Annotated in this window: 15 protein-coding genes; 8 read left to right on the top strand and 7 right to left on the bottom strand. The window is 39.9% G+C overall.

Translation table 11 applies throughout. From position 1 onward, the window contains the following. Positions 1 to 11 precede the first annotated feature (11 nt). Genes polA through RIB54_RS12550 form a run of 4 tightly spaced genes read left to right on the top strand, consistent with a single transcriptional unit; the run spans position 12 to position 6,121 of the window. Positions 12 to 2,822 carry a DNA polymerase I gene (gene polA, locus RIB54_RS12565; RefSeq protein ID WP_350101231.1) on the top strand — a complete coding sequence of 937 codons (2,811 nt, stop codon included), beginning with the start codon at positions 12 to 14 and terminating at the stop codon, positions 2,820 to 2,822. Between the two features lie 26 nt (positions 2,823 to 2,848). Further along, positions 2,849 to 4,327 carry a DUF5687 family protein gene (locus RIB54_RS12560; protein ID WP_350101230.1) on the top strand — a complete coding sequence of 493 codons (1,479 nt, stop codon included), beginning with the start codon at positions 2,849 to 2,851 and terminating at the stop codon, positions 4,325 to 4,327. Between the two features lie 3 nt (positions 4,328 to 4,330). Next, positions 4,331 to 5,059: an ABC transporter ATP-binding protein gene (locus RIB54_RS12555; protein WP_350101229.1), complete on the top strand. Its 729-nt coding sequence runs from the start codon at positions 4,331 to 4,333 to the stop codon at positions 5,057 to 5,059. Positions 5,060 to 5,068: 9 nt separating this feature from the next. After that, on the top strand, positions 5,069 to 6,121 hold the full coding sequence (locus tag RIB54_RS12550) for a hypothetical protein (RefSeq protein ID WP_350101228.1): 1,053 nt from the start codon (positions 5,069 to 5,071) through the stop codon (positions 6,119 to 6,121). 20 nt (positions 6,122 to 6,141) lie between these two features. Here the strand turns inward: RIB54_RS12550 and RIB54_RS12545 are convergent, their stop codons facing one another. Beyond that, positions 6,142 to 6,657, bottom strand: a complete 516-nt coding sequence (locus RIB54_RS12545; RefSeq protein ID WP_350101227.1) for a PepSY-associated transmembrane domain-containing protein — start codon at positions 6,655 to 6,657, stop codon at positions 6,142 to 6,144. Positions 6,658 to 7,010: 353 nt separating this feature from the next. Here RIB54_RS12545 and katG point away from each other — a divergent pair, with 353 nt between their 5' ends. Together katG and RIB54_RS12535 are read left to right on the top strand one after the other, a co-directional pair. Then, complete coding sequence (gene katG / locus RIB54_RS12540) at positions 7,011 to 9,221, top strand: catalase/peroxidase HPI (protein WP_350101226.1); 2,211 nt, start codon at positions 7,011 to 7,013, stop codon at positions 9,219 to 9,221. A gap of 168 nt (positions 9,222 to 9,389) precedes the next feature. Then, positions 9,390 to 12,665 carry a two-component regulator propeller domain-containing protein gene (locus tag RIB54_RS12535; protein WP_350101225.1) on the top strand — a complete coding sequence of 1,092 codons (3,276 nt, stop codon included), beginning with the start codon at positions 9,390 to 9,392 and terminating at the stop codon, positions 12,663 to 12,665. 10 nt (positions 12,666 to 12,675) lie between these two features. Here RIB54_RS12535 and RIB54_RS12530 read toward each other — a convergent pair whose 3' ends face one another. The 6 genes from RIB54_RS12530 to RIB54_RS12505 form a co-directional block, all read right to left on the bottom strand. Continuing rightward, a complete protein-coding gene (locus tag RIB54_RS12530) occupies positions 12,676 to 13,692 on the bottom strand; it encodes a cupin domain-containing protein (RefSeq protein WP_350101224.1) in 1,017 nt (338 codons plus the stop codon). A gap of 84 nt (positions 13,693 to 13,776) precedes the next feature. Beyond that, on the bottom strand, positions 13,777 to 15,348 hold the full coding sequence (locus RIB54_RS12525) for a beta-N-acetylhexosaminidase (protein WP_350101222.1): 1,572 nt from the start codon (positions 15,346 to 15,348) through the stop codon (positions 13,777 to 13,779). A gap of 32 nt (positions 15,349 to 15,380) precedes the next feature. After that, on the bottom strand, positions 15,381 to 16,493 hold the full coding sequence (locus tag RIB54_RS12520; RefSeq protein WP_350101221.1) for an acyltransferase family protein: 1,113 nt from the start codon (positions 16,491 to 16,493) through the stop codon (positions 15,381 to 15,383). Positions 16,494 to 16,623: 130 nt separating this feature from the next. After that, a complete protein-coding gene (locus RIB54_RS12515) occupies positions 16,624 to 17,634 on the bottom strand; it encodes a cyanophycinase (RefSeq protein ID WP_350101220.1) in 1,011 nt (336 codons plus the stop codon). Between the two features lie 82 nt (positions 17,635 to 17,716). Next, on the bottom strand, positions 17,717 to 20,314 hold the full coding sequence (locus RIB54_RS12510) for an ABC transporter permease (protein ID WP_350101219.1): 2,598 nt from the start codon (positions 20,312 to 20,314) through the stop codon (positions 17,717 to 17,719). Next, the gene (locus RIB54_RS12505) at positions 20,311 to 20,646 is read right to left on the bottom strand and encodes a PadR family transcriptional regulator (RefSeq protein WP_350071206.1); all 336 of its coding nucleotides are present in this window, start codon (positions 20,644 to 20,646) and stop codon (positions 20,311 to 20,313) included. Before RIB54_RS12505 ends, RIB54_RS12510 begins: the two co-directional genes overlap by 4 nt. A gap of 206 nt (positions 20,647 to 20,852) precedes the next feature. On the opposite strand from RIB54_RS12505, the gene RIB54_RS12500 reads away from it, so the two are divergent. Beyond that, the gene (locus RIB54_RS12500; protein WP_350101218.1) at positions 20,853 to 24,110 is read left to right on the top strand and encodes a WD40/YVTN/BNR-like repeat-containing protein; all 3,258 of its coding nucleotides are present in this window, start codon (positions 20,853 to 20,855) and stop codon (positions 24,108 to 24,110) included. Positions 24,111 to 24,313: 203 nt separating this feature from the next. Beyond that, a complete protein-coding gene (locus tag RIB54_RS12495; RefSeq protein ID WP_350101217.1) occupies positions 24,314 to 25,867 on the top strand; it encodes a M20/M25/M40 family metallo-hydrolase in 1,554 nt (517 codons plus the stop codon). Positions 25,868 to 26,149: the final 282 nt, after the last annotated feature.

The raw sequence follows: 26,149 nt of genomic DNA, 5'->3' as shown, positions 1-26,149 counted from the left end.
CCTTTATAGGTATGACTACGCCTGAAAAAAAACTATTCCTACTTGACGCTTATGCGTTAATATATCGTGCGCACTTCGCATTTAGTAAAACCCCAAGAATTAACTCAAAAGGTATAAACACCGGGGTTATGCTTGGCTTTACCAACACCATGTTAGAAGTCCTTCAAAAACAGAAACCAACACATATTGCCGTGGTTTTTGATACTTCGGCACCTACTTTCAGGCATGAGCAATATGCTGAATATAAAGCCAACAGGGAAGAAACACCTGAAGATATAAAAATTGGTGTGCCTATCGTAAAGGACATTGTAAAGGCCTTCAACATTCCTGTTATTCAAAAGGATGGCTATGAAGCAGATGACATCATTGGCACCCTTGCCAAAAAGGCTGCCCGCCAAGGTTTTGAAGTATTTATGATGACCCCGGACAAGGATTTTGGTCAGCTTGTGGAAGAGCATATTTACCTATACAAGCCAGCCTTTATGGGCAATGGCGTTGATATAATGGGTGTGGATGCGATACTAGCAAAGTGGGACATCGATAGAATTGATCAGGTAGTTGATATGCTTGGTATGCAAGGTGATGCGGTAGATAATATCCCGGGAATTCCTGGCGTTGGCCCTAAAACCGCCTCCAAGTTTCTTAAAGACTTTGGCTCGCTCGAAGGCTTGCTTGAAAACACCGACAAGCTGAAAGGCAAAATGAAAGAGAAGGTTGAAGCCAATGCCGAGCTTGGAAGACTCTCAAAGGAGCTGGCTACCATCAACATTAATGTTCCTGTTGAGTTTAATGAAAAGGAGCTGGAATATACTGGCCCCGATGAAGAAAAGTTAAAACCAATGTTTGAAGAGCTGGAATTCCGAACGTTGGCAAAACGACTGTTCAATACTGATCCTGCGGTAGCTTCATCCAATTCGTCAGGCAGTAGCTCAAGTTCTTCCGGTCAGCTGGACATGTTTAGTGCAGCCAGCAAAGAGGCAATTGACATCAGTGATGAGGAACCAAAGAAAATTGAAGACATAAATACCGTAGAACACAATTACCATTTGGTTGACTCAGCGCCAATGCGCAAATCTTTGATCTCTTATCTGCTCAAACAGGATGAGCTATGTTTCGATACTGAAACCAGCGGTATCGATGCGGTGGAAGCACAGGTGGTTGGAGTTGCATTTTCCTATATCAAAGGCGAGGCCTACTATGTGGCCATTCCGCCAGATTTTGAAGAGGCTAAAGCGATTATTCAGGAATTTGCTGATGTATTTAATAATGATAAGATCTTGAAAATTGGTCAGAATATTAAGTACGATATTTTGGTACTTAAGAAATACGGCATCGAAGTTAAAGGCCCTATTTATGATACCATGCTCGCACATTACCTGATCGAGCCCGAGATGAGACACGGCATGGATGCGCTCTCGGAACATTACTTAAACTACAGACCTGTGCCCATTAGTGCCATAATCGGATCTGGCAAGACACAGAAAAACATGCAAGATTTAGCTCCTGAGGAGATAGTGGAATATGCCTGTGAAGATGCAGACGTTACACTTCAGCTAAAGGAAAAACTGGATAAGGAAGTCAAGGCCAATAAGCTCGAAAAATTACTGCATGAAGTTGAGCATCCCCTTGCCATGGTCTTGGCAGAAATGGAATATGAAGGCGTAAGAATAGATGAGCAGGCACTGGCTACGATGTCAAAGGAATTGCAACAGCTAAGTCTGAAAGCCCAGGAATCGATTTTTAAACTTGCTGGCCAGGAATTTAACATAGCATCACCCAAACAGCTTGGTGAAATCTTATTTGACAAACTCAAGCTTATTGACAAACCAAAAAAGACCAAAACTGGGCAATACGCTACTGGAGAAGAAATATTGAGCAAGTTGGCAATTGAGCATGATATCGCTAACAAAATTTTGGAGTTCAGGGAATATCAAAAATTGAAGTCTACTTATGTGGATGCCCTGCCAAAAATGATAAGCCCTACAGATGGCCGCGTGCATACAGACTATGGGCAGGCAATAGCAGCAACGGGACGATTGAGTTCTAATAATCCCAACCTTCAGAATATTCCCATCAGGACAGAAAAAGGCCGTGAAATCAGGAAGGCGTTTGTGCCACGTGATGAAAACCATGTATTACTTTCTGCAGATTATTCTCAAATTGAACTAAGGATAGCCGCTTCGTTTGCCAAAGATGAGGTTATGATCGAGGCCTTTAAAAATGGCCGGGATATTCACTCAACCACTGCCGCCAAGGTGTTTAATGTCTCTCTAGAAGATGTTGATCCTGGTATGCGTAGAAAAGCCAAGGAGGTTAACTTCGGAATCATATATGGCATTTCAGCATTTGGTCTTGCCCAAAACTTAGGCATCTCAAGAACAGAAGCCAATGAGATAATCACGGCATATTTCAAGGAATTTTCTGCCATTAAGACTTATATGGACAACTGCATAAACACCGCCAAGGAAAACGAGTATGTGGAGACCATAATGGGCCGCAGAAGGTATTTAAGAGACATTAATTCTGGAAATGCTACCATGCGTGGCTATGCTGAACGAAATGCCATCAACGCTCCCATTCAAGGCAGTGCCGCTGATATTATTAAACTGGCTATGGTCAATATTCAAAAGTGGCTAAAAGAGGAAAAACTCAAGACCAGGATGATTATGCAGGTGCATGATGAATTGGTTTTTGATGTTTATAAAGATGAGGTAGAAATTGTGAAGCCTAAAATCATTGACCTGATGATGAATGCAGTCTCGTTGGAAGTTCCATTGGAAGTTGAGGCAGGAGTTGGTGAAAACTGGCTTAAGGCACATTAGAACAATCAATATTTTAAATCTACAGCATGATTAAACATTTTTTGAATCACCAATGGCTACAGTTCCGAAGGTCTGCCTCGTTTGAGCGTGAATTGGGTATAACCATTTTCATATGGATCATGGGTATTTTCGCGCTAGTAAGTATTATTTCTTTGGCTGCAGCCTTGCCCAGAATCCTATACGAAATCCCCCAAATTAATGACCCAATAGTTTTTATTAACGAAGTGCTCATTTATTACTTTTTAGGCGAATTATTGATTCGGTATTTTATACAAAAAGTGCCTGCTTTAGATATTCAACCTTATCTGAATCTGCCAATCACCAGAAGCAGTGTCTCTAATTTCCTGATAGGGAAATCACTCATCAGTATATTTAATATAGTAGCAATTTTGTTGCTGGCTCCTTTTGCATTTCAGGCACTGGAACCTCGCTTTGGTTCTATTGTAATTGCATACTGGCTCGGAAGTATTTTCTTCCTTTCTCTTTGCCTTCATTTTTTCAACATCCTATTCAAAAAGAAGCTGGAAGACATGCCTTGGGTATGGGCCGTGATAATCTTATTAGCCGCTGGTAATTATGTGCTCACAGTATATTTAGATACTAACTTGTTTGCTCCATTTGCGAGCGTATTTCAATCGGCATTGACCTCACCTATTCTACTCATTTCTACCATAGCACTCTTTATTGGCTTGCTGTTACTAACATTAAAATATTTCAGGGAAAACCTCTATCTGGAAGAACTGGGTGATGCAGCATCTGCTAATGTAGAGACCTACTCAGAAAAACTGAGCTTTCTGGGCAAGTCAAGCATTTACAACACACTTATGCTGCAAGAGATCAAAATGATCTTTCGTCATAAGCGTACCCGATCAGTAATGTTGCTTTCTTTAATATTTGTAGGCTATGGCCTCATTTTCTTTGGTGAAGACAACTACTCTGGATCCAAAGGATTTTATGTTTTCCTTGGCATATTTATGAGTGGCCTGTTCACCATCAACTATGGTCAGTTTTTTTGGAGCTGGAATACCAATCAACTCGATTTCTTCTTCACCAAGCCACTGGCTGTACAAACCTGGCTTAAGTCGAGGTATAGACTGCTGTTAATTGCATGTATTATCACTACGCTACTCTGTGTGCCTTATGTTTATTTTGGCTGGGATGTGCTGTTTTTAATTTTAGCAGGAAGTCTTTACAATATAGGCATCAATATTCCGCTGATGATCAGGTTCTCGCTATGGGGGCCTAAAGCCATTGACCTCAATAAAGGAGCTTTTATGAATTATCAGGGAACTGGTGCTGCTCAATGGCTGATGGGAATTCCGTTACTGGCAGGGCCATATGTCATCTATATTCCTGTAAGTAGCTTTTTTGGCTATATACCGGCCATTAGTGCCATTGCCGTTTGCGGTATTCTGGGTTTTACCTTGCGTGATTATTTCATAAAACTTATCGCTCAAAAACTGGCCAAAGTAAAATACAAACTCATTCACGACTTAACGCTTTAATACATGTTGTTAATAAAAGAACTTAAGAAATCATATAAGAAGAACGAGGTTTTAAACATCGAAAAATTGGAAGTGCCTCAAGCACAATCTTTCGGTTTGGTGGGTAACAATGGTGCTGGAAAAACCACCCTTTTCAGGATCATTTTAGACCTGATAAGAGCCACATCAGGACATGTAGAGATTGAAGGCAATGATGTGAGCACTACCGAAGAATGGAAAAGATTTACCGGATCGTTCATCGATGAAAAGTTTTTAATCGACTATCTAACTCCTGAAGAGTATTTTGATTTTCTAGCAAAAATATATGGACTAAGCCAATCAGATCTGGATGCCTTTTTATTACAATTCGAACAGTTGTTTAATGACGAAGTACTCGGCCACAAAAAATACATCCGTGACCTGTCAAAAGGAAATAAAAAGAAGGTAGGTGTGGCTGCTGCACTTATAGGCAACCCGTGCATTGTGCTGCTCGATGAGCCCTTTGAAAACCTTGACCCTACCTCGCAAATCAGGCTGAAAAAGATCATAGACGCCTTCAAAAAAGACAGAAACGTGACGTTTTTGATATCCAGCCATGACCTGAACCATGTAACAGAAATATGCTCCAGAATAGTACTGCTGGAGAAAGGCTTGGTTAAGATGGATGAAATGGTGAGTGAGAAAACCCTTTCTCAACTCAATGAATATTTTGGCGGCAATGCGGTGGAAACAGTAGTTGAAGAACAAGAATAATTATCGATAATGCCACTGTACAAAGGTTTAATACTCATCATCTTTAGTTGCCTTTGTCATGTTTCTGGCCTTAGTCAAACGGTCAATAATGATATGACCGAGGCCATTGAATTACAAATTGATGAGCCTTTCAACTCAAAAACGGATGGCAATACGGTTCAGTATGCTTGTATAGATCAGCAACTAACAGGAAAATGTATTCAGTATCATAACGACCAGTGGTTCACTTTTACAAATACCAATTTCGAGACACTCTATATTAATATTGGTAATCAGCAATGTCGCGATCTGAGGGGTGTGCAACTGGTAGCTTTTGAGGGCGAGTTATGTTCACCCGATACTTATCGTATTCTTGATTGCATTTCACTGGCCACCCAAGACGACATCTACACTACTATTGGACCATTGAAACCTAATCAACAATATTGGCTCAATATTGATGGCTATCTACATGATTACTGCCAATTTAAAATTGAGGTCAGCCCAACACCTAAAGGAGTTTCAGTCAAGGCGGTAGATGTCCTGAAAAAAGTGGGTGGACAGAAAAAGAAAAATGTTGTTCAACTGAATTGGAGCATTAATGATAGCCTTGCCCAATCGTTTCAGAATTTCATTATTATGCGGAGAAATGATGCAGCATTTGCTTTTGACTCTCTGGATCAGGTTCCTGTTGAATTCAATGCCTTTGGTGCCTATCAGCCAGACTATAGTTTTACAGATCAACTGTATGAACCGGGCACTTATTGGTACAGGATCATTGCTCAAAATGCTGAAAGCCAGAAATATCTCACTGAAGAGTTCTCGTTTCAGATTAATTCCATTGACTTATCAAAAGCAATACTATTTCTGGACTATGAAGAAAATGATGACATTGTCATCAGTGTGTATAATGAAAAGGATGAATTGCTTGAGACTATCAGTTTAAGATATCGGAGTCGTGAGCACCGTAACTTTACTTTGTATATTGATAAGTATAAAAAGGATGCTACTAAAGAGCTGAGAATTGTTTTGTACAACAAAGACAATGACCACACTAAAGAGGTTTTTGTTGGGTTGGAGTAGCTTCAACCCAACTTGGTCTTTTAGATGAATAATAAAATTAATGTCAAAACTACCCCGCCAGCAGTAAAGTACATCCCTTTTTTAAAGACTGAAGTTTTGGGCATAAACATCCAAAAAGATGAGATTACAAAGAAGAACAAGGACAGTCCAAAGAAAATGTTTAAAAAGAACAAAGCATCTCCTGATTTGGCTTTGTGCATATGTGTCATTTTATCAAGCACATAAGGCAATGATTTGACAGTGATATTTGCCTCTCCTGTACTTTTGTCATAAGTGCCGTTGCCGAAGTAGACAAGATTCCCTTCTTCCTTCTCAATACTAAAATTTCTAACGCCCAGCTTCTGCCCAATCTCTTCTCCACTTACATTTTTCTCAATGCTTTTGGTTATTACTTTCTCCTGCTTCAGAAAATCTGTATCTCTAAAAATCAGGACTATACCACTTAATGAGTACACTGCCATAATCCCCGCAAGGAAGAACCCCAGGTAGCGATGAATAACCCTCATCTTAAAACCAAAATCTGCTTTTACAGCCATTTCAACAATATTTTATAATTAGTCTGCAATTCTAGAAAATATTATTTCAAACACAACAATTTCTTATTTAGAATTAGTCTAATTTTATTTAAATGGTTGAATAAATGTATTTGGTTACGCCAATATTGGAAAGATCGCTGTTTAAAAACTGACAATAATCAACTTAAATAGTTTTGATGTTATGATATTATAAAGACTGCTCTAATACCTTTTCAAAAGGGGATGAATTCGTTAAATTAAAGGAAATCAGTATGCAATAACTCAATAAGCTGAGCTAATGCCTAAATAATAATTATAAATAAAGATTATAGCATCTTTACACAAATAGCAATTAATAAAACTTAATCAATACAATGGAAAATTACACACATCCAAATGACACCAATGGAGCAGCAAAGTGCCCCTTTCTAGGAGGAGAATTGCACGGTAGTGCAGGTGCTGGCCCCAGAAACCGTGATTGGTGGCCTAACCAATTGAACCTTGGTATTCTTCGCCAACATTCCAACCTGTCAAACCCTATGGGTGAGGACTTTAACTATGCGGAAGAATTCAAAAAGCTAGACCTTAAAGCGATAAAACAAGATTTGTATGATTTAATGACCACCTCGCAGGATTGGTGGCCAGCGGATTATGGTCACTATGGTCCATTTTTTATTAGAATGGCGTGGCACAGTGCTGGTACGTATCGTATCCAGGATGGCCGTGGTGGTGGAGGTGCTGGAACTCAGCGCTTTGCCCCGCTTAACAGCTGGCCTGATAACGCCAACTTAGACAAGGCACGTTTGCTTTTGTGGCCTATCAAACAAAAATATGGTAAGCAAATTTCCTGGGCTGACCTTATGATCCTTGCCGGAAACTGCGCACTCGAATCAATGGGCTTTGAAACTTTTGGCTTTGGCGGTGGACGTGAAGATGTATGGGAACCTGAAGAAGATATTTATTGGGGTTCTGAAGGCCAATGGATGGGTGATGAGAAAAGAATTAGCGGTGATCGTGAGTTGGAGAATCCATTAGGGGCAACCCACATGGGCTTAATTTATGTGAACCCTGAAGGACCAGGAGGAAACCCCGACCCTATAGCAGCTGCTAAAGACATCAGGGAAACTTTTGGCAGAATGGCAATGAATGACGAAGAAACTGTAGCATTGATAGCTGGTGGTCATTCATTTGGTAAAACTCACGGAGCGGCAGATCCAGTGCAATATGTTGGTCCTGAACCAGAAGGTGCAACCATAGCTGAGCAAAGTCTGGGTTGGAAAAACACCTATGGAAGTGGAAAAGGCGCTGACACTATAACCAGTGGTCTTGAAGGAGCATGGACAACTACACCTACAAAATGGAGCAATAACTTTTTCGAAAACCTGTTTGATTTTGAATGGGAATTGACAAAAAGCCCTGCTGGCGCCCACCAATGGAAGCCTAAAGGTGATGCTGGCGCAGGAACCATTCCTGATGCCCATGACCCTGCCAAAAAGCATGCTCCTTTTATGCTAACAACCGACCTTTCTTTGAAAATGGATCCTGTTTATGAACCAATTTCAAGACGCTTCTACGAAAATCCAGATCAGTTTGCCGATGCATTTGCTAGGGCATGGTACAAGTTAACACACCGTGATATGGGCCCGATAGCTCGCTACCTGGGGCCAGAAGTGCCTTCTGAAGAGCTTATCTGGCAAGATCCAATTCCCGCTGTCACTCATGAACTTATCAATGATAGCGACATTGCAGATCTGAAGTCAAAAATACTGGCTTCAGGATTGAGTGTTTCAGAATTGGTATCTACGGCATGGGCATCTTCCTCTACCTTCCGTAACTCAGACAAGCGTGGTGGTGCCAATGGTGCTCGTGTTCGTCTCGCTCCTCAAAAGGACTGGGAAGCTAACAACCCAGCCCAATTGGCCAAAGTTCTAAAAACCCTTGAAGGAATTAAAAAAGATTTTGGCAAGGAAGTCTCTATGGCTGACTTAATAGTGCTTGGCGGTTGCGCGGGTATTGAAAAGGCCGCCAAAAATGCTGGACACACTATAACGGTTCCTTTTACTCCTGGTCGTGCCGATGCTTCTCAAGAGCAAACAGATATTGAGTCTTTTGAAGCATTGGAACCTTTGACTGACGGTTTCAGAAACTACTTTAAGCCGAAGCATAAAACAACGGCTGAAGAAATGTTGGTGGATAAGGCGCAGTTACTTTCACTAACTCCTCCAGAAATGACCGTTCTTGTTGGAGGTATGAGAGTACTGAATACCAATTATGACGGTTCTAAGCATGGGGTATTCACTGATAAACCAGAAGCATTAACCAATGACTTCTTTGTTAACCTGTTGGACATGGGAACTACATGGAAGGCTACTTCAGAGAAAGAAGATGTATTTGAAGGTAGTAACCGTGCAACTGGCAAGGTAAAATGGATAGGCACACGTGTTGATTTGATTTTTGGTTCAAATTCTGAGCTTAGAGCGCTTGCCGAAGTTTATGGATGTGGTGACTCAAAAGAAAAATTTGTTGAGGATTTTGTGGCAGCCTGGAACAAAGTTATGAACCTTGGCCGTTTTGATCTTGAATAATTGTTGCTTAATAATCTAGTTTGGAAGGTGACCCAGAAACGGGTTACCTTTTTTATTCCCATAATTATCGATACTGACGTTATATTAATAACAGGCAGCAAAACATTCCATTGAATTAGTTAATTCAATTTGCTAACTTAATTGCTTGCATTTTTTTAACTCTTGTCTATGGGTAAATTGCTGGCTTCTATATTGTTTTTTGCTACCCTTTCTTCTTTTGGGCAAAATCAGGTACGCTTTGACAGAATTACAGTTGAGGATGGGCTTTCACAGTCATCAATTAAGTCATTGGTTCAAGACAAATTTGGCTATTTATGGGTAGGAACACTCGATGGCCTCAATAAATATGATGGCAATAAGTTTTATCAATACCACCATCGGGAAGATGTACCAGGAACAATTCCAAGAAATAACATTCACAGGCTGTTTATTGATGGTAACCAAAACCTATGGGTTTCCTCCCCGGGTTATTTGAGCCTGTATGTTCAAGAGGAAAATAATTTCACCAGTTACTCCATTACTATTGACAACAAATCGGATTCAGAATTTATCGTACATGAGTTGTACCAGGAGTCTGATAGCATTCTGTTATTAGGCACCAATAAAGGTATTTGGAATTTTAATTTATCAAGCGGGCAATTCAAAAGAAATGCATTATTTGCCCAGTTTGACAATGATGAAGTAAAAAACTTTATTTTCAATGACACGGGTAAAATATGGGTAGTTACAAGCCAAAGTATCTATGCAGGTAAACGGACGGCAGGGATCTTTGAAAAGCTATTTTCTTTTGATAATAGAATCTCAGTTCATCATTCGAAAGCAAGTGATGAAGCCTATCTCCATACCTATGACAGCTTATGCAAATTTGATTTTGAAGCAAATAGAATTAAAACCATCTATAAATTTTCGGAAGCCGATCTAATTGGTGAACAACGAATGCCAATGTTAAAACTCACTAACGGTGAGCTGTGGGTGATGAGAAAAAAGGTTTTTATTTTTAATTCAGAAGAGACACTTACAAAAACCCTAAGCTATGTTCAACAAGATCCCTTTGCTTTGTCCAGTGAATATCTTGCCTGCATCTATGAGACCAAGGATGGGGTGTTATGGATAGGAACCAATGGAATGGGTCTTAATAAATATAGCCCTCAGCTTTCAGTATTCAATTACTTTGCTCACTTTCCCGAGGCGCCAGTCTCTTTATCAAACAATTTTGTAACATCAGTTTCTACAAAGGATGATAACATCATTTATGTCTCTACAATAGAAGGTTTGGATGTTATTGATCAAAAGGCCGGCAAGACCTCCCACTATGAAATTGTTTCGCAAAGTGGAGTAAAATCAAGGGTTAATTCAATGCTGCTGGTCAAAGAGGATAAACTGTGGCTGGCTACCTCCCATGGGCTTCAATTATGGAATGGGAAAGGGATTGAAATTATAAATGACAACAATGGTTTAGGGAGCCACAGCACCAATGTGGACGATCTGTTTTCAATTTCTTCAACACAACTGGTTATTGCATCTAATAAGGGTATTTTTCTTTTCGATACCGATACCAACATTTCAAAGGAGCTTTCGCCAACTGGCACAGCAACCATGAAACTAATTGGCAACACACTTTGGGCAGAAAATTATAATTCAATAGTCGTTTATGACACCAGCACATATCTTCCAACGGCCAAGTTTGAAGTTGATCCTAAGAATATTAATAGCTTTCCCAGCGCAGCTATCAAATGCTTTTATAAAGACGCAGAAGGTAAAGTATGGATTGGCACACATGGCGCAGGACTGGTTTTATACGACCCAAAGCAGAATAGTTTTAAATCTTTCACCGAAAAAGATGGCCTACCGAATAGTGTAATATACGGTATTCTTGAAGACAAAGAGGCTAATCTTTGGCTCAGTACCAACAAAGGCATTGCTGTTTTTAATAGAAACCAATTGCGCTGCACTCGCAGCTTTAATACTAATCACGGATTGCAAGGCAATGAGTTTAATACCAATGCATTCTTTCAATCCCCATCCGGTATAATGTACTTCGGAGGAGTTAATGGACTGACCTCCTTTCGACCTGAAGAGGCAATAAGATTGGCCAGTGACATACCCAAGGCTATTATTGCCGGCTTGTTCGTCAATGGCGCACGTAAAGATGAGGTTCAAAATGGCCAATTGTTCAATCAAATTGTTAATGACAGTAAAATGGAATTGGCCTGGAATGAACGAAATTTTGGGTTTGAAATAAGCAGCCTGGGCTTTTCTTACCCTGCTCAAACATCCTATCAATATATTTTGGAAGGTTATGATGACAACTGGACTTTTATAGAAAATGAGCGCAGAATACAGTTTACCAACATTCCTCCTGGCTATTACACCTTACGCATAAAAGCTTCAAACTCTTTTGGGGAGTGGGAAAACCAAGGATTGGCTTTAGCAATTAATATAAAGCCTCCAATTTGGAGAACTGGTTGGTTTATACTACTGGTGATAGCAGCACTGTTAGGAACAATTTATGCGATATTTAAATATCGCACAAGGGCACTACGTAATCAAACTTTACTTCTTGAAGAACTTGTTGACGATCGTACACGTGAACTTCAGGTTCAACAAGAAGAGATTCAGGCAGCAAATGAGGAGCTTACCGCTCAATCCGAATTAATGGACCACCGTAATGCTGAATTGGAAAAGGTAAAATCTTCGCTGGAAGAGCGTGTTGCAGAAAGAACTATAACATTGCAGAAACTAAACCATGACCTTGTAGATCAAAATACAAAGCTTGAGCAATTCGCCTTCATTACAGCCCATAACATAAGAGGGCCTGTAGCGCAAATAAAAGGGTTAATCAACCTTCTCCGAACAGATGATTCAGAGGTGTTAAACCTGTTGACTTCAAGTGCCAATGACCTTGATCAGGTAATTTCCGATTTAACCTTAGTCCTGAGCATCCGCAAGGGCATGGGCAATTTAATAGAGCCTGTTGAACTTAAAAGTCAATTGATGTTAGCTGTAAAAATGTTAAAAGATGAGATTGGGAATGTAAAAGGAACAGTTGACATCAGTCAATTCAAGATGGTTTATATTAACGGTTTGCACCCATATGCTTATAGTATCTTTTATAATTTGATTCATAATGCATTAAAATACTCAAGTCCGGAACGACCCGTGGTAATCACCTGTTCGAATACACTGAGCGATGATGGAAAAGTAAAAATTATAGTGGAAGACAATGGCATAGGTATCGATATGAACTATGCCGAAGACAAAATATTCAACCTTTATCAGCGCTTTCACCCAGAAAAAATTGGTAAGGGGTTTGGCCTTTTCCTTACCCGAACCCACGTAGAGGCAATGAAAGGTTCCATTGAAGTGGAAAGTACCCTAAATATTGGCACAAGGTTTATTATGGAATTTCCTATTAGTAAAGAAGCAGTTCTTAAGGCAACTTGATCCCAGCAACCTACTCCTCATATTTTTTTATCACCAAGTACTTAAGCTCCGTATCTCCTACATTTTTAATGCCGTGTTCAATATTAGGAGGGCAATAAAAACTGGTATTAGGCCCGGCCACTTTGGTTTTCCCATTTAGGTAAAACTCGGCAGTGCCTTCCAAAACATAAAACATTTCATCTTCAGGATGCTTATGCGGGTCATGGGTTTGCGAGTGCGGTGCAACCACGCTCATTTTTAATGTTCTGCCATCCAAAAACTCACGATCGACAAACCAAAATTGATATCCCACTTTTGTTTCTGTAGCTGCTTCCATAGAAAATTCCGTCACACAATTCTCAATCGTAAATTGCTTCTCCTTATTACCTGTTCCAGCTTCCTTGAACAGCATCGTATTTTTTTGCTTTATAAATGTCCCATCATTCCAAACCAGTTCAAAGTTTGCCCCTAAATCATATTTTTTGTATTCTTCCGGAATCTTACCAAATCTATGGGTTTGTGACTCTACCCTAATGTTTTCGCCATTTTGGGGAAGGTGATAAAGAAAACCGAAAAACCTGGTGAATGCTTCCTTGTTAATTGGCTTGACACCGTCCTTTTTCATACCCTCTATATCAAAAAAGTCTGCAATAGTAACTTCAGGCACCACATAGCTGTAAGGAACTTTAGACACTTTGTTTGATGATTTTATATAAAAACTCAAATCATCGTCACACGGCCCCTCACATTCCCTGTAAGTAACCCCAATCAACTGACTTCCATTTGACACCTTCCAGCATTTGAGTACCTCTGAGCCCTCGTAGGCTCCTGAAAAAGACAGGAAATAATTTTCAGGTTGATAATCAATCAAATAGGGCCTCTCCTTTTCCGTTCCTCCCTTTTGATTTAAAAAGTTATAAACCATCTGCTCCTTCTGCGCTAATGACAAGCCCCCAAGTGGTAATTCAAGAAATATATCTTTAACTGTTTGGCCAAACGAAACTTGTGTTTGAAGTAATAAAGCAACTATAAAAATTCTGTATCTCATGATTTTTAAATCCAACCATAAATATTATTGAGCTATAATTATATAAAATTTAATTATGCTAAGTCATATGTATACGAATTTACCTCAATTCGTAACCCAAGGCACCTTTGTAGATGGGTAGTAATCTACCTGCATTATTTTAAGCCTTGACGACTGTGCAGCTAAGCGCAGTTTGTATTCTTCCCAGTTTCTTAGCTTTACTGGCGACCATCCAATCTCCGCATAACCCATAATTCGTGGAAACATCAAATATTCAATATCATCCATTGTCTCAATGGTCTCACTCCACAGAGGCGCTTCTATGCCCAAAATATTGTCTCTGGTTATGGTGGCATTGAGTGACGCAAGATCCCACTGATATGCCTCATCAACTTCGATATAAGCGGCCCAGTTCTGGCCTAACGTGCTGGCAGAGTCATACTGCATATCAAGATAAGCCTTGTAAGCTGGCGACATAATCACTTTTGCCCCCTGGTTTATAGCCATAACAGCATTGTCTGCCTCAGACCAATATTGAACTATAGTACTACTATCCAATTCAGCGTTCACCACTTCATCCCAGCCAATCATCTTTTTATTATGAGACATAACAATCTCCTGAACTCTGTTAATAAATGGAATATAGTCTTCCATGGCCGTAACATGAGATTCATCTCCACCCACATGAATATAGGAGCCAGGAGTTAAAGTGGCCAATTCACTAATTACATCATCCACAAACTTATAGGTGATCTCTTTATCCGTACAGAGCGTACTGAAACCAACTTCTGTACCAGTGTATAATTCAGGAGCCTCTCCGGAGCAGTTTAATTCGGGGTAAGACGACAATGCAGCATTGGTATGACCAGGCATGTCGATCTCAGGAATTATCATAATATATCTTTCTGCTGCATATTGAACAATCTCTTTATAATCCTCTTGAGTATAAAATCCTCCTTCACCACCGCCAACTTCTGTCTTACCTCCATGCGCAGTGAGGTTGGGCCACGACTTAATTTCAATTCTCCAACCCTGATCATCAGCCAGGTGCAAGTGTAGCCTGTTCATTTTATAAGCAGCAATCAAATCAATATATCTTTTTACATCTTCCTTCCTGAAAAAGTGGCGTGAAACATCAAGCATAGATCCACGGTGCTCATATTCTGGATAATCCACTATTTTACCAGTCGCCACTTGCCATTGTTGATTTTGAACAGATTGAGCCTCAATATCTGCTGGCAATAACTGTCTCAAAGTTTGAACCCCTCTAAACAAACCTTCTGGCTGATTGGCCGAAAGTTTCATGACGTCTTCTGTAACTTCTAATTCATAACCCTCGGTACCTAGCTCATTGTTTTCTGAGGTTAGCGCTAAATAAATACCTGCTTTGGGTTCATTTTCACTCGGTTCTATCTTAAAATCAAACCCAGTGGCAGGGTGCAGTAGGTTGCTTAGATAAGCGGCCACATTTTTAGTTTCATCATTGCTTTCTGATAGGTATATCACAGTTTCACTGGTAATCGTGTAAGCACTTCCAGTCGCCTCAACCGATACCGGAATAGGAATTATGCTAACCTTTGTAAGGTCCGTAGGCTCAGGCTGAGTACATGAAAATATTAGAATAGGGAAAATAAAAATGATGAGATGTCGCTTTGTTTTTTCTGTGACAGAATGCATAGGAGTAGGATTAATTTGAAATTATTTTTGGCTCAGACCTTAACATATATCTTCCTTTTATCCATCACATACCCTATAAACCAATTAAGCAAGGTAAATAATATGGCGAAAAGCAATGATGCATTAGCCGGAGTCATGTAATATTGAAGACCTTCCATGACCTGGCCAATAAGACTTTCTTCCTCGACCCGGATGGTATAGTATAATGTGGCAAGCACCCACGATAGAATGTAAATGAATAATGGATTGCGACCAAACACTTCAAAGAAATAAGTCCAGTGTTTAACCTGTTTTATTTCTATTAGATAGATAAGCATGGCCAGCAGTGACATACAAATACCTGAGGTAATAATTGTATAAGAGCTGGTCCAAATCCTTTTGTTAATAGGAAAGAATAGATCCCAAAATAAAGCTGTCAAAATCATAGCTCCCCCCGCCAACATCAGTTTGGCTATAGTCTCAAAAGAGTGGTTTTGTTTTCTGATGTACATTCCTGTAAAATACCCAAGCACAACATTCACTACAGCAGGCAATGTGCTCAACAACCCTTCCGGATCAAAAGGAAGACCCTCTCCATTATAGATGCGCTCAGCCCCAAAAACTGAAATGTCTATGGCATTGCCAATATAGCTTGTGATGCTAAATGGGTCGGGAGCAGCTCCAAAAAGAAATAATACAAACCAATAACCAAGCAATATGAGCAGGCTTATGCCTATAACTTGCCTTTTTGAACAATAGTGTATGAGTACCGATGCCATTAGATAACATAAAGCAATCCGCTGTAGCACCCCTGGAATTCTAACTGCTGAAACTGGGATAGCAGAACCTGAACCAAAATCATAAAAGGGGAACCACTGTAACAAGTAACCAATCAGAAAAATAATAAAACTGCGTTTCAATATTTTCTTCCAAAAAGTGGCATTGCCCTGCTGCTCATACTTTTCCATTGCGAACGCCATGGCATTACCTACCGCAAATAGAAAGGCCGGAAAAACCATATCGGTCAAGGTCAGCCCGTGCCACTGTGCATGCTGCAGTGACCCATATTGAATGCCCCACTCACCAGGGTTGTTGACAGTGATCATCAGACAAACCGTTGCCCCACGGAAAACATCTAGTGAAAGGTATCTTGGTTTTTTATTCATTTAAAATTCTAAGGAAGAAAGTTTTTTCGGCTGTAACAAATTATAGTTCAATATGCCTCGATTAGGTCCGACAATTAAACATCGTATAAATATAAGAATGAAACACTTCGAGAAGATGGAAATAACTAATTCAATCAAAAAATTCGCCTTCCTTAGCTGACCAATAAGTCATATCAGCATCTGAAGTAGTCCAGCTAACAAGATCAAATGTATTGGCTCCATCAAAAGTGCCGTTAACAATTAACGCTTCCACCGCCTTGCCATCATGATCCCAAGTAAGCGATTGATTATTCTCACAAACTTCAGGTTGTGAACTACCTTTTAAAAAATAAACATCGCCATTTCCAAAAATTCTGGCTTTCCCTTTATTATCAATTATAGCCGCTGTAGCCTCATCTACTCCTATGCCATAGACTTTACTCAATTGATTGTCCTTCATCAGTCTTGCCATAAATGCAAAGTGCCTTCCCTGTCTACCTCTAGCGCTATAATGAGAATCCGTAATCACTTCACTCAAAAAATCGGCTTTAATTAAGGGCTCATTAGTAAGACCTTCCATGTTTGGATGATAAGGATTTGCTAAAGCCTCTGATGAAATAATGCCGTCTGATAATGCACCATAGTAATAACCACCTAAAACTGCCAGACCTGCACTGGTACCTCCAATTGGAATTTTCTTATCATTTAAAACAAAGTTAAGTGCCTCCTGAAGCTCAGAATCAGCCCAATAATTTACATAATTGCTCTGGTCTCCTCCGGCTATAAATACCGCTTCAGCATTCTTAACAGTTTGAGTAACAAAGCTATTATTGGCATCTTCCTTTGATCTAATGACTAAAGTAGTAACGGAATTTACACCTCCGATATCTTCGAAAATATAGTCGTTATATCCATCACTTCCTGATGATCTTAAAACAACAAAATCTCCACCTCCCGATTTTTCAACTAAAAATTTAAATGACATTTGCTCGGCAATGGTATTAGCATCTGCCCCGCCCATTAATACTATCCCAAATTCAGTTTGGGTATTAACATCAGCATTTCCAGTAAAATAATGTTCAGGTTTGATTTGCTGACTATCGCCTTCTTCTCCACATGATAGCAATATCATAAATAAAAGTAACGCACCTAGCTTCTGCATGATAGTTTATTAAATAATCCAGAAAACTAGTCAATTATCCCTTTAGGACAAATAGACTATAAAATTCTGTCCATTTAAATATCTACTCCATCCTCAGCGTATCTACCGGATTGCTGTTCTTTACTTTTAATAGCTGCAGACTTACGGTGATCAAAATAACAATGAGTAAAAATGAAACACCAAATAATAAAGGCAGAGCTCCTACACCTGCATGAAAAGAATAAACTGAATCTAGTAACGCTCCGATGGCCATGCTTCCTAATACTCCCCCAACACTGCAGCCTATAACCCAAAGAATAATAATTCTTTTAACAATGATTTTTGAAAGCTGAAAAATTGTAGCGCCAAGTATCTTTCTAATACCAAAGTCCTTCATCTTATTGTTGATATTTAGTGAAACAAGCCCAAAGAGTCCCATGGCGGAGAGAATAACCGCAAGTGTGGCCGTAAAAAGCATTGTATTTCTTAAGCCCTTCATCTCAAAAAAATACATATCAAATATCTCCGCCTGAATTATCCCTTGGTAAATATCATTATTCACTTTTTTGTGCCACAATTCTTTGACAAAAGCAGCCATAGCTTCAGTTTGGTCTTCCGCCACCTTTATCGTAAGATAGTGCATATTACTGTCGGGTAAGGCTCTTATCACAACCGGATTAATTGAAAAAGCGAAATTCTCCGCATGAAAATCTTCAACTACACCAATAATATTCATCTCACTACTATCAATTATAATAGTCTGCTCTATTGGAAATTCAAGGTCATACCAATCCATAAATGTGCGATTAACGAGTATGCTGTTTGTAATGTCAGTAGTCATAGCCGAATTAAATAACCTGCCCTCTGATAATCTAAAACCCATGATATCTGGATAATTAGCAGTCGACTGGATTAAGTCCACTTCCTTTTCTTCATCCCCTATACTAATAATAGTTTCAGAAATACTGCGCCCAACAAGATCCATACTGCCTGCTGTGCCGAGTACTTGGCTTTGTTGTACCAGCTCATTTTTAATTTCTTGATATTCCTTCTCGCCAGGAATATTCACAACTATTTTAGATGAATTGTCATAACCCCAATCACGGTCATGATTTATGTTATTTGTCTGAATAAAAGCTATTCCTGATATTATGGTAATAATTGCCAATACGAATTGAAAAGTCAGTAATACACTAGTAAAAATACTTTTGTTGCTCACCCGCTGCTTACCTGAAAATATATCCACTGGCTTAAAAGAGCTAATATAAAAAGCTGGATAAGCCCCTGAAGCGAGCGTAACAAACACCAGCAGGCTCGCAAAAAGTAGATAAATATAAGGGTCATTTAGTAGGTCAACTTGAAGATTAGTGGTGGCCATATCATTAAACCATGGAATGAAAAGTGTAATGGCAATTAGTACTCCAAGCATAATAGAGATAAGACAGGTGATTAGGTTTTCGGTCAGGAATTGGAACACAAGTTGTCTTCTTCTACCTCCAATGACCTTGCGAACACCTATTTCTTTAATTCGTTTGGTTGCCATTAAAATAGCTATATTGACATAATTGAAAATGGCAAGTGTTAACATGAAAATACCAATGGCTGCTAATACAAATTGTGGAGCCAGGCTCGCTCCATTGGCTGCTCCTCCTTCGATTTGCTCAGATTTTCTGGAGAGTACCATCATTGGTTCCAGCTGAATGCCAAGGTATTTATTATCTTGGTCCACCTGATTCTGGATATCTACCAGTCTTTTCAAACCAGCCTCCAATTCTATTATACTTCCATTTTCTTCTATCTGTAAAAACGTCCATGAAGACTTCCCCCAATTTTCATCTAAAGAAGTTATGGTATTAAGAAGGTTGTTATTAAGGAGTATTTCGAAATTAAACAAAGCGACATTGGATAAGTCTTCCATAACAGCGCCTATTGTCAACGCCTTAGCCTCTCCGTTTATGTATACTCTTATTTCTTCTCCTACCGGATATTTATCGTGAAAGAATTTCTTGGCAACGGATTCAGTAACAATAACTTGATTAGGGTCATCAAGTGCTTTAGGCGAACCGTAAAGCACATTGTATGTGAACATATCCATATATTGAGGATCTACATATTGGACAAATTGTGAAAAATTCTCATTCTTGCAATTGACAATAACCCTGGCATTATTGATTCGTGACACATACTTTACTGAAGGAAAATCCTCCTTGATAACATTTGCCAAAGGAGCGGCTAAGTGCCCGAATTGACTGACCTCACCATTTTCTGAAGCTGTATGAGTGACCATGTAAATATGATGTTTGTTTTCATGGTGCATCCCCTTTAGCCAGTTGCCCTCTATAAAAAGATAAGCCACCAGACAGCAGGCAATAGCAATAGCCAAACCTAGTATGTTGATAAGTGACGGTTGCCTTTGCTTAAGAAGATTTCTCCAGCCGATTTTGAAGTAGTTTTTGAGCATTGCTGTTGTGTTAAATTGTTGTTGTTGAATTGTTGACCTTTTTATATTTCTCCATCTAAAAAAGCGAATGATGTCCCACCAAAATGCTCTGTTTGCATGCTTCTCCCCTTTTTCACTGAGCCTCCAATAGTATAATTCATGCACATCACCTTGAATTTGCTCCAGTAGTCTGGGGTTGCAGTAAAATTCAAGCAGACGATCAGCCCATTTTGGTGGGGAAGTTGTCCTCTTACTTTTCATGCTGAGAAATTGTATGATAGTGGTGGAAGTTGGCTGTATAGCTTATCTCGCATGGCCTTCATATCATCAACGGCTGACCTCCCTGAGGCTGAAAGTGTATAAACTCTTTTTCTCCTGCCACCTCGCTCATTGGTTGCACCTCCCATTTGAGAATTTAAAAACCCTTTTTCTTCCAGCCGATTGAGAACCGCATGAATAGCACTGATATTAACTGATCTTCCAGTTTGATCAGACAATTCTTTTAAAACCGCTACACCATATGCCTCCGTTTGCAAAATGCCAACGGTCAGTAATATGAGTTCTTCCAACTCACCTATATGATTTCCTTTCATCTGAAACTATTTCATTTACAAATATAGATCAAATATATATAATCTATATTTGTAAATGAAATAAAGTCTAATTTTTCTCAGCTAAGTCAAATATATTTATGCCTTTATAATCATCTTATTCAAAGTCCGAAATACATTATTTTACAAGTGGTTCTTTATCGTCAGTAATTAATTTTAAATTAATTGTTCAATAACAAGTACCCACAATGCAAAAATTAAACGCGCTATTAACTTCTCTGCTATTCAGCATACTTTTATTATTCAGTTACAGTACTCAAGCTCAGCAAAACAAGATTTCCACCGAAGTAGCCAAAGGCCTGAAATTAAGAAGTATAGGCCCTGCTGTTATGGGCGGGAGAATAGCAGATATTGCCGTAAATCCTCATAATTCCAGCACTTGGTATGTTGCTGTTGGCTCTGGTGGCCTTTGGAAAACCACGAATAGTGGCATCACCTGGACACCTGTGTTTGATGAACAGTCATCCTACTCCATAGGCACAGTAACCATTGACCCAAACAACCCCAAGATAGTTTGGGTAGGCACAGGGGAGAATGTGAGCGGCAGGCACGTTGGATGGGGAGATGGTATTTACAAAAGTACCGATGGTGGTACTACCTGGCAAAATATGGGTTTGAAGAAATCTGAGCACATTGGTAAAATACTTATTGACCCCAGAAATAGTGAAGTGGCGTTTGTAGCTGCCGAAGGACCTTTATGGTCAGCTGGTGGTGAGCGTGGACTATACAAAACCACAGATGGTGGCAAGACTTGGAAAAATACTTTGCAAATAGATGCTAATACTGGAGTCACTGATATAGAGTTTGATCCTTCAAACCCAGATGTATTATATGCCGCTGCTTATCAAAGAAGAAGGCATACGTGGTCATTGCTAGCCGGAGGCCCAAAAGCTGGCATCTTCAAGTCAACCGATAATGGAGATACGTGGAAGCAAGTAACCACAGGGCTTCCTAAAGCAGATATCGGCAAAATAGGGCTGGCTGTAACCAAAGCAAACCCACAATTAGTTTATGCAACTATAGAGTCTGACAATAAAAACAAAGGGTTTTATAAATCCACTGACAAAGGCGAAAGCTGGGCAAAACAAAACAGCTACACTTCTGGTGGTACAGGCCCACATTATTATCAAGAAATAGAAGCTTCTCCGCAAAATCCCGATTTAGTTTATCAAATGGATGTTTTTCTTCACGTTACTCGTGACGGAGGCAAACATTTCAATTATCTGGGCACAGGTAGAGAAAAGCATAGTGACAATCATGCCTTATGGATAGACCCGAAAAATGGTAATCATTTGATTGCTGGCACCGATGGAGGCCTGTATGAAAGTTACGATGAAGGCACAACCTGGAGACACTTCCCTAATTTGCCTATCTCGCAGTTTTACAAACTGTCACTCGACAATTCAGAACCGTTTTACAATGTAGTGGCTGGAGCTCAGGATCTAGGGACTTTAATTGGCCCGTCACGCACCATGAATGTTGAGGGTGTGCGAAATCAAGACTGGTATGTGCCATTAGGTGCTGATGGTTATGAAGTGGCATTTGATCCAACTGATCCGAATACCGTGTATATGGAAATTCAGGAGGGCCGGCTCAATAGGCTCAATAGACTGACTGAAGAAGTAATTGATATCCAGCCACAACCGGCACCTAATGATCCTCCGGAGCGATGGAATTGGGACAGTCCAGTTCTGATCAGTCCGCATGACCATAAAACCTTATATTTTGGCTCACAAAGAGTATGGAAAAGTACAGATCAAGGCAACTCATGGACGCCCATCAGTGGTGATTTAACCACTAACCGCAATAGATATGAACTTGAGATGATGGGCCGGGTATGGAGTGTAGACGCACTTTATGATAATGGTGCCATGTCAAAATATGCTACGCTTACTTCTATTGAAGAATCGCCATTGGTAAAGGGTCTGTTATTTACTGGGTCTGATGACGGCCTTATCCAAGTCAGTGAAGATGGAGGACAAAACTGGAGAAAAAGTCAATTGCCAAAAGTACCGGCATTGTCATTTATTAATGACATAGAAGCCTCTAAACATGAAGCCAACACATTTTTTGCAGCTGCTGATGCGCATAAACTTGGGGATTACAAACCATATCTTTTTATTAGTAAAGACCGTGGCAAATCATGGATATCAATAGTGGGTGACCTACCTGCCGAAACCATTGTTTGGTCTATCAAGCAAGATCATAAAGATGAGAATTTACTTTTTGCTGGAACTGAATATGGCATATATTTCTCCATTAACAAAGGTGTCAATTGGATAAAGCTGAATAGCGGAGCACCAACTATTGCATTTAGAGACCTTGAAATACATGAGCGTGACAATGATCTGGTAGGAGCTTCTTTTGGACGTGGTATTTATGTACTGGATGACTATTCTCCGCTAAGGGAAATAAGTAAATTATCTAAATCAAATACCCTTTTACCGATAAGGGATGCATGGTGGTATGTTCCAAACACACCCATGCAGGCCAACGGAATGCCTTCACAAGGTTCTACAAGCTTTAGAACGGAAAACCCACCCTTTGGCGCAACATTCACCTACTATTTGAGTGATCTGCCAGAAACAGCCAAGGCAAAAAGAGAGGCAACTGAAAAACAATTAAATCAACAAAATACAAGCATAGCGTTTCCAGGATGGGATAAACTTCGTCAGGAATCTTTAGAAAGCGAACCCAAAGTAATGCTATTAGTAAAAAATGAAGATGGGGAAGCTGTACGCTGGATTGAAGGTTCAAAAGAAAAAGGCCTGCATCGTGTAAACTGGGACTTGAAACTCTCTGCGCCAGACCCAATTAGTCTAAATGAGCCGGAATTTAAACCTCCATGGGTAGGCGATGCAGAAGGGCCACTTGCTGCACCAGGCCAATATAGTGCGGAGCTATTTATTGTTCATAACGGCAGCTTACAATCGCAAGGTGCTGCACAAAATTTCATGGTCAAGCCAGTGCATAATTTGGGAGTAGATTTTAAAGCAGTTGCTGCATTCCAAAAGCAAACCAGCGATCTGTCAAGAGAGATTTACAATGTCAACAAAAAGCTAAGTGAAGCATCAGAAAAATTAACCTATATAAAAGCGGCCTTGCTACAAACTCCCAAGGCTACTACTCAGCATTTTGAAACATTCAATGCGCTGAATAAAGAATTAAGTGGCTTAAGAATGACATTAACAGGAGACAGGATTCGCGGAGGGATGAACGAGTCAACAACACCATCCATCATGTCGCGGGTGGGTAATGTAGCCTATGGACATTGGAGCACTAGTCAGCTGCCAACAGAAACGCATAAACATAATATTGAAATTGCAGAAGCTGAATTTCAGAAATTTCAAGAAACTTCTACCAAATTTTTCAATGACCTTGCTGGCTATGAATCAGCGCTTGAAAAAGCTGGTGCACCCTGGACACCCGGGCGAAAGTTGGAATAAAACTTATGGTTAATAGTGTAATCAAAAGTGAGTTAGAATGGCTTACTATGTCACACTTCACCATTTAAACTAATGGAAAACCATTAGAAAGATTCGGATAAAGAATTTTATGCTGAAGCAGTGCTGACGCCAAATTTTTATAGAAATTCATACTAGAGAAGATAACCCTTCTCTAGTATGCTTACCCTCAAACCAAATAAAATATGAAGAAAATCTACACCTCTCTTGTAATAGCATTGTTATTGGCAGGCAATACATCTATTGCCCAAAACATTGAAGTTCCTATTGTTAAGGACATTGTTAAAGAAGCCAATGAAAACTCTCAACTTGAGCGACTGGCTCATGAGCTTATGGACGTTATTGGTCCACGCTTAGTAGGAACGCCACAAATGAAAAAGGCCAATGACTGGGCTGTCGAGCAATATGGCAAATGGGACATCACTGCTAAAAATGAACAGTGGGGCGAATGGCGAGGTTGGGAAAGAGGTATTACCCATATAGACCTCATTCATCCAAGAATTCAGACTTTGGAAGGCACACAGCTAGCATGGAACCCCGGTACTTCAGACAAAGGGGTGACGGCAGAAGTAATAGTATTACCTACTGTGAAGGATTCATTGGAATTTCAGGCATGGCTACCAAAAGTAAAAGGAAAAATAGTACTAATCTCAATGAAGCAAGCAACTGGACGTCCTGATTATAATTGGGAAGAGTTTGCAACTGAAGCGTCATTCGAGAAAATGAAGGCTGAACGTGATGCGACCGAAAAAGAATGGAATGAAAATATGGATCGCACTGGCTATGACAGGCGCTCAATAATTGGAGCATTAGAGGAAGCCGGAGCTGCTGCATTAGTATCATCATACTGGAGCAAAGGATTTGGTGTGAACAAAATCTTTAGTGCAAGAACTAAGAAAATACCAACCATTGATATGGCACTAGAAGATTATGCCATGATCTACAGAATGGTAGAATATGGTGATAAGCCCCAAATCAAAATTGTGGCTAAGTCTAAAGAATTAGGCAATGTGCCTACTTTCAATACTATTGCTGAAATAAAAGGCACCGAAAAGCCAGAGGAATATGTGATTCTATCTGCACATTTTGACTCATGGGATGGTGGAACCGGAGCCACTGATAACGGAACAGGTACCCTTGTGATGATGGAGGCCATGAGAATTCTTAAAAAGCTTTATCCTAATCCTAAACGCACCATATTGGCAGGTCATTGGGGTAGCGAAGAACAAGGACTTAATGGGTCAAGAGCTTTTGTAGAAGATCATCCTGAAATTGTAGAAAATGTTCAAGCCTTATTCAATCAGGATAATGGTACAGGCAGGGTGGTTAAATTATCAGGAGGTGGATTCTTACACTCCTATGAGTACTTAACCAGATGGCTTGATGCGGTACCAAGTGATGTTTCCCAACACATCGAGACGGAATTTCCAGGTATACCGGGAGGTGGCGGATCAGATTATGCCTCCTTTCTGGCTGCCGGTGCGCCTGCCTTTAGCTTAAGTTCTCTAAGCTGGTCTTATTGGAACTACACATGGCACACCAACCGTGACACTTACGATAAAATAGTTTTTGATGATGTTCGAAATAATGTCATACTAACAGCGGTATTAGCGTATATGGCTAGTGAAGACCCTGAAAAGACATCTCGTGAGCAGATCGTTTTGCCAATAAACCCAAGAACGGGCGAGCAAAGAACATGGCCAACCCCAAGGTCTCCTGAAAGAAAGGGAGGTCAGTAAAACTTTAGAATCGTCATCGCGAGGAATCGAAGCGATCTCAAGGATACTTACGGAGTATTAAAAAGATTGCTTCTCCGCTTAATCGCGGATCGCAATGACGATTCATTTTGAGGCAGCTAATGATCTGAGTTCTATTAATAAAAAAGGACGTCATGCCTACCCTACGTACAACTTCGGGAGGTGTGACGGAAAATAAAGGTTTACATTTTAAAATCCTTTATTTATCCGGTATCTCGATAATATTGAGATGAGATTACGGACAATTATCTTCATTCTTGAAAA

Origin of the sequence: Fulvivirga sp. (assembly GCF_040218215.1) — a bacterium.
Lineage (GTDB): Bacteria > Bacteroidota > Bacteroidia > Cytophagales > Cyclobacteriaceae > Fulvivirga.
Note: the sequence above shows the minus strand (reverse complement) of the source record. Positions and strands in the feature narration are given on the sequence as shown.